The sequence below is a fragment of the Bacteroides sp. An19 genome (assembly GCF_002160215.1).
Taxonomy (GTDB): Bacteria; Bacteroidota; Bacteroidia; order Bacteroidales; family Bacteroidaceae; genus Phocaeicola; species Phocaeicola intestinalis.
In genome coordinates this window covers 68,086-74,194 of record NZ_NFKD01000014.1, presented here as the reverse complement: position 1 = coordinate 74,194, position 6,109 = coordinate 68,086, and the positions used below count along the sequence as shown (strand labels likewise).

At 41.5% G+C, this 6,109-nt stretch carries 9 protein-coding genes; 3 read left to right on the top strand and 6 right to left on the bottom strand.

Annotated elements, in window-relative coordinates:
- Positions 1-170: 170 nt before the first annotated feature.
- The 6 genes from B5F25_RS08090 to B5F25_RS08070 form a co-directional block, all read right to left on the bottom strand.
- Positions 171-761, bottom strand: coding sequence for a hypothetical protein (locus B5F25_RS08090; RefSeq protein ID WP_087248845.1), 591 nt, complete (start codon positions 759-761; stop codon positions 171-173).
- A complete protein-coding gene (locus B5F25_RS08085) occupies positions 751-1,221 on the bottom strand; it encodes a sigma-70 family RNA polymerase sigma factor (RefSeq protein WP_087248843.1) in 471 nt (156 codons plus the stop codon). The genes B5F25_RS08090 and B5F25_RS08085 overlap by 11 nt, the downstream gene beginning before the upstream one ends.
- The gene (locus tag B5F25_RS08080) at positions 1,218-1,880 is read right to left on the bottom strand and encodes an alpha/beta hydrolase (protein ID WP_241148377.1); all 663 of its coding nucleotides are present in this window, start codon (positions 1,878-1,880) and stop codon (positions 1,218-1,220) included. Before B5F25_RS08080 ends, B5F25_RS08085 begins: the two co-directional genes overlap by 4 nt.
- Positions 1,772-2,071, bottom strand: a complete 300-nt coding sequence (locus tag B5F25_RS22440) for a hypothetical protein (RefSeq protein WP_241148379.1) — start codon at positions 2,069-2,071, stop codon at positions 1,772-1,774. Before B5F25_RS22440 ends, B5F25_RS08080 begins: the two co-directional genes overlap by 109 nt.
- A 354-nt stretch (positions 2,072-2,425) precedes the next feature.
- The gene (locus B5F25_RS08075) at positions 2,426-3,418 is read right to left on the bottom strand and encodes a nucleotidyl transferase AbiEii/AbiGii toxin family protein (RefSeq protein ID WP_087248841.1); all 993 of its coding nucleotides are present in this window, start codon (positions 3,416-3,418) and stop codon (positions 2,426-2,428) included.
- The gene (locus B5F25_RS08070) at positions 3,408-4,145 is read right to left on the bottom strand and encodes a hypothetical protein (RefSeq protein WP_087248839.1); all 738 of its coding nucleotides are present in this window, start codon (positions 4,143-4,145) and stop codon (positions 3,408-3,410) included. Before B5F25_RS08070 ends, B5F25_RS08075 begins: the two co-directional genes overlap by 11 nt.
- Positions 4,146-4,498: 353 nt before the next feature.
- On the opposite strand from B5F25_RS08070, the gene B5F25_RS08060 reads away from it, so the two are divergent.
- From B5F25_RS08060 to B5F25_RS08050, 3 genes are read left to right on the top strand one after another with little or no spacing between them, the layout of a single operon-like run.
- Positions 4,499-4,756 (top strand): hypothetical protein, encoded by a 258-nt coding sequence (locus tag B5F25_RS08060; protein ID WP_087248837.1) that lies wholly within the window; start codon positions 4,499-4,501, stop codon positions 4,754-4,756.
- Between the two features lie 11 nt (positions 4,757-4,767).
- Positions 4,768-5,622 carry a DpnD/PcfM family protein gene (locus B5F25_RS08055; RefSeq protein WP_087248835.1) on the top strand — a complete coding sequence of 285 codons (855 nt, stop codon included), beginning with the start codon at positions 4,768-4,770 and terminating at the stop codon, positions 5,620-5,622.
- A gap of 32 nt (positions 5,623-5,654) precedes the next feature.
- The gene (locus B5F25_RS08050; protein ID WP_087248833.1) at positions 5,655-6,035 is read left to right on the top strand and encodes a hypothetical protein; all 381 of its coding nucleotides are present in this window, start codon (positions 5,655-5,657) and stop codon (positions 6,033-6,035) included.
- Positions 6,036-6,109 lie beyond the last annotated feature (74 nt).

Genomic DNA, 6,109 nt, shown 5'->3' with positions numbered 1-6,109 from the left:
ATGCCATATGCAACATATAGGTTCAACAAAATAATAGCGACTGAAACTATTAGGTTCATAGTGACAGTCGCTATTGTTGTATATAAAGGTTTAAAACTTGTAGTTTATCGAATGCTTACAGTAAATGAGAATGTATCTGTCTTTTTATGTGTTTGTCCCAAAGACAATACCTATTCTAATAGCTGTTCCCTATGACTTTCAATGTACCTCATAAAGTCGTAGAACTTGTGATTGCGTTTTCTTATTATACGCGGTCGGAACACAAACCAGTTTAGAGCAATCCACAGCAACAGAATAGAATAGGCAATTATCCCCCAATAAAACGAATGGAAAAATGTATATTCATATCCATAGAGTGCAAAACCAATTGACAAAAAGAAAAAATATAAGTTCAAGATGAGATGCTGCTGTCTGTATTCTCGCTTTTTTATTCTTAAAAGATTATCTATATAGTCAATATTGGTACTATCAATTTTCAGTCCATAATAAAGCCGAAGAAGTCTGCCGTAGGATAAAGCCGGCAGCATAAAGCCTATGGACAACAAAGTAATGCCCACTTTGGTGACCGTCAGCAAGGGTGTCCAACATATCCAGATAACCGCTCCAAAGACAATGGCTAATATCATAAGCATAATGACGGCATAAGCCTCTCCGATTCTGCGTAATCTGAAACGTTTTATCTTTTTGCGTATGGCAGACAAATCTGCAACAGGTGCCTGCTGTCCTTTCCATAAGGATTTTATATCTATATCATTCATCATTATTACGTATTTTTTTTGCTAATGTGGATTTTATCCGGTGTATCTTTACACGTACATTTGCTTCCGACAGGCCTGTGATTTGAGCTATTTCCGCTTGTTTCAACTCTTCGAGATAAAGTGAAATAACCAAGCGGTCCATTTCCGGAAGCTCGGCTATGGCTTCATACAGAATTTTCACCTGTAATGAATTATCGCTCAGTTCTTTAGCGAACAGGTTCAATGGGACTTCTGCTTGAGAAATACTATTCTGACGCTCTCTTTCGCGCAAACAAATGTTTGTGGCAATACGAAAAAACCACGTTCCTACGGATGATTCACCTTTGAAAGTGGGAAGATATTGCCACACACGGACAAAGACATCTTGTGCCAAGTCTTGCGCCAAAGAATAATCATTGAAATAGCCCATACATAATCGGAAGACCTTATCCCAATAGACCTTATATAAATACTCGAAACTCACGGTCTGTCATTTAAAAAGTCCATAATCTGTTGTATATACCATTCCCAGTCATCAAACATAATGAAATGCAATCCTTTATTCGCGTATTCCAACCGGATGTTCGGCAGATTTCCAAACTGTTGCTCAATCATAGGGGCTATTTTCTTAAAAGGATACTCCAACAAAACTAATGTTGAAACGGAAATGCTTGGTATAATGGGTCTTAAATCTATGTTGGAATACTCATAATACATATGGGCGTAAGTCGTTCTGTCAGATGATAAGCTCCATTTGACGAGATTGTCATACCGAAGCGAATCACTCGTAAGCGATGTTGCGCTGATATAGGCTTGCCTGTAAAATTGCTCTTCATCTATCTTGCGCATTTGAGATTCAAACTCGTTAAACTCTTCAGGAGCAATCTTTTTACTCTGAAAATCGGGATTATAAAGAGCCGCCAAACAAGGAAGTGCATCTACAACGACAATGCCTTTGACTAAATTTGGCTGGCTTGATGCTATATAAAGAGCCAAGCCACCACCCATACTATGACCTATGAGTATAGGATTTTTTATATTTTCTTTTTGAATGAACCCAATAATCTGTTTTGCCCAACTATCAAAGGACGGATTTTTTCGGGAGGAATACCTGCAAATCCAGGCATCGTTAGAATGTAACAACTGTAATTGTTTTGTAAGCTATCAACCGTCTGTTCCCATACTTCGCCAGAACACGCGAAGCCAGGAATCAGAATAATAGCTTGTTTCCCATTACCTACACGTTGCACGGAAAATGATTGAGCAAAGCCCGTATCTATGATTCCCAATAACACGACACACAGCAGCCCGACTTTACAAATTAAATTCTTCATGATTTTATTCTTTTTCCATTTAGATACGAAACCATGTAGAATGTTACAAAAATCAAGTGATTTTTCGCTCGGTGTTTTTCCTGAATAATACAAAAAACACCCGACTTTACATTCTTGGGTGTAAAATCGGGTGTTTGTTTTGCAAAACATTGATTTTCAATGTTTATTGCGGTGCGTACGGGACTAACCTTCTCAAATTTAACATCTGATATTCAGTAAGTTATTAAGTATTACCTGAAAAAGGTCCCCGATTTTGCACCTATATAGCCTCTATATTCTTCTGTTAGGAATTTGCCTTATTCCGTTTGGCAAATATACGAAATTTTGTTGATATGGCAATGACAATCTAAAAAATTAGTTGCTTTCAATTTCATCTTTGTCCTTCATAATTTGTTGTTGTGTCCGTAACGCTACTGGATGGTTAAGCAATTTAATGGCCGTTTCATTATCAAACAGCAAATCGGGACAATAATTGCCCCTATAAAATTCATCTATGTACTTTTGTTCTGTTTCATCCAATGCCATCAGTGCAGAAAGATAGTTTATTACACAATGATTTATTTCATCCTTTGGGTATTTCCCCGCATTGATATGAAGCATCGGCAATAGTTGTGCCTTGACATCCTGAAACGGCATTTTCAAAATATGCCTTACATCCTGTTTTAAAAGATGAGGATTGTCCGGATTCCCCAAAGTACTGTAAAAAACGATGCATTTTCTGAGCAAGGCACGTTCTTCCGGAGTTGATAGGATATTCGATTGGGCAAGAGAATATATATCATAGATATCTCTTGGCTTGCAACGCTCATAAAACGCCTTAATTTTTCCACCGAATAGTTCCGGCAGGGCTAAATGTGTAACATTCAGCATACCATCTTTTACTGAAAAAGGAAAAGGTATTTGGGTTATCACATAGGGAAGTATATGGCACCTGTTATGATAATTTATATCCAGCTTTATCTTGTCTCTACTCCCTGTTACTGTTATGTAATATAAAGAATAAGAGTCCAATGAGAATGATTTCCGCAGTGTAACTTCATAATCGTTCTCTTGGCAATATTGGATCAATGCCTGATTGATTTTGTTCCTTTCCTCCATCATCTGCTCTTTCGACATGTTTTCCGCAAAATCCAGGTCGAGGTCAACCGAGAGTCTGGGCGGTTCGGCAAAAGCAAGCAAATTGATGGCGGTGCCTCCTTTCAGCAATAATTTCCCTCTAAATTCCGTATGCGTATTCAGGTCATTCAGAATAAAAGACAGCCGAATGACTTTTTCAACATTATTGACCGTGTAATTATGTTCTGCGGCAATCTTTTGTATTTCAGATTTCTGAAGATCAAATTTCATAATAGCAATCTTTTTGAATTTCTTTCATTGCATTTGCCGGGATACACAGTTTCCATTCCTTGGAAAATGAATCGCAATAATATGGATTTATTAAGTAACTGATATTCTTTCCCATGCCTTCCTTGCATGCTTTGAAAAAATAGTCCGACAAGCGCAAATCATCTTTAAAGTGAGACAAAACAAATCCCGCACGTTGAAAGAGGCTCTTGCTTCCATACAGTTCCAGACAGTGCAGCATATCTTTCTCATTAACAAGTGTATGGTCAAGTTCTGATATGGCATACAATAGTTCTTCCAATCCTCCAGCCAGATTTATATTGTACAGACAGTCTATAAGAGTCTGGTTGATAGATGTTACCCGGATTGGATACGGATTGTCTTTATCCACGACAAGCGGTTTATACAAGAACTTTACCGGCTTATAAATATAGGACTCACCTTGATAAGTGAATGTACGGAAAATGGAGGAACTATGTACATACAACCAGTTGAATTCCTGCGTCTGTAGTGAATAATACTCCAAGGCAGCATGATACACAAGGCAACCTTCCTCGACAGCGTTGCAGGCTATTCTGAACTTGTCCTGTAAATCTGAGGGCAAATAGATACCTTTGCGCACATGTGCCACCATTCCCTGTTTCTTCCAGCGAAACAAGGATGGCATTATGCTCTTTCCTTTAAGGGAATGATAACGCTCTAATTTTTGGGATGTCTGAGATATATCCATACTTAATGTTTTATGCAAAGATACGGTTTTTATTTGAATTGCGTATAATTCTAAGTATATAATCTACTGAAATAATTCTTCTTCAAATTGATAAAGAGTGATATTGTATTTGTCCACACCTTAATAGCACAATCCATATTTCTCTTTCTTACAGCAAATTTAGCCCCCTGCCTTTGGATTGAGCAAGGCCATGCCCCGTTGGGGTTGGCCGGGAAAAAATCATCCTCGCTTCGCTGCGGTATTTTTTCCCGCCAAGCCTTGCACAATCCCGGCAGGAAGCAACCCTGCACGTAAGAAACAGAAATACTGGCTCCAAGAGCCGGTCATGTCTAACCGTATAAAAAATAGCAAATATGAGAACAGAAGTAAACCAAACGAGAATTAACGGCAAGTATCCTACAGGCAGCGTATATTATTTCGGAATAGCATATCCTGTGCGTGAAGTGGATGGATATAAGGTCTCCACGGAACGGCTGGAAGCCAGACTGGAGTTTGACGGTTCTTTGCTGATGGAAGCGGCCGGAATGCTGGAAGAATTCGCCTGTTTCCTGAGCGATGAGGACATTCACACGCTGAGTGATGAAGAAATACTTGGAATTATCCATTCATAAAACATGGTAGCATGAAACATAAAATCGCCATTGAGGAAACGCTCCGCCGCGTGGTCGAGGTGGAAGCGGAAAGCCCTTCCCTTGCCGTATGCAGGACGGAGGACGAATACAACAGGGAAGAGCACGTGCTTACGGCCAATGATTTCATTAGTGTCAATATCATGCTGGCTCCCGAAGACAAGGAGGCGCAGGAATATCTGAACAACAGCACTTTCCGCAGTTTTGTCGAGAGGCGTTTCAGCGACAGTTCTGCGGACATCCCTTTGGAGGACAAAGCCCGCCTTGCGTTCGGAAGCCTGGATAACGCCATTCACGACTTTGACAGGCAAGGGAACAACCTTCCAGCAGAAGAAAAGGAAGTCTGGCTGCTCTACCGTTGCGATGCCTGGCTCAGCACGTCCAGCCTGGAACTGGTCGCCCCATTCTCCTCCAAGGAAGCAGTGACGGATTACCTGACGAGCAACCGCAAGCGCTTCCGGCTGACACAATGGGACCTGGACTTCTTCCGGGAAAACAATCAGACCCAACGGGGCGGCACCAATTACATCGCTTGCTGTCACAGCCTTGATCCCGCCCCTGAACTCCAGCCGGCTGACACGGACGATGCCTTCTACAAAAAGCCTTTCCGCTATGGCACTACCGTCCTGACCCGTTACGAGCTTGAAAACCTTTCCTGCCCGTTCTGTACAGAGGATACGGATGATGAGACCATGCGCAAGATAGTCCGCAGGATGCACCGGAAGATGAAAGAACGGATAAATGCCGGTGACAATGAGACATCGGATATGGAAGCAATCCGTTTGGAGGAGATGGACGAGGCGGCGGCGCATTTCAATGTCCCTTACTATGAAGATTTGCAGGAATGACATGATGGCATTACAATTAAAAACTGACAAATATGAGTTATCAGATAATCACCAAGATGGTTTATAATGCCTGTACCCACCAAATAGAAACATGGCAGCATTCCAACAACGTGTGGCCGAGGACTGACCACTTCCTTGCGTTGGATGTAAGGACAGACGAACAACTGTTCCATTTCATTAGCCTGGTGGCGGAAGGCACGTGGCAGACACGCAAATGGCGCAAGGCGTTTGAAACGCTGTTCCGGGAATACCCCGAACTGCGCATGGATTCCTACCGGGATGAACTCAGGGGCAAATCCTGGCCGGAATATTGCGCCATTCGCCGCAAGTATAAGGAACTTGCCTGGAGCAAATGCGGGGAAATAGCCGCACGTTTCAGGCAGCTTGTCAAAATAAAAAAGGAAGAGAAATAACGGAAGGGCGACCGCAAGGCCGCCTTTTTTCATTTATGCACTTTCATACACATCATGTACGGGAAATCAAATCC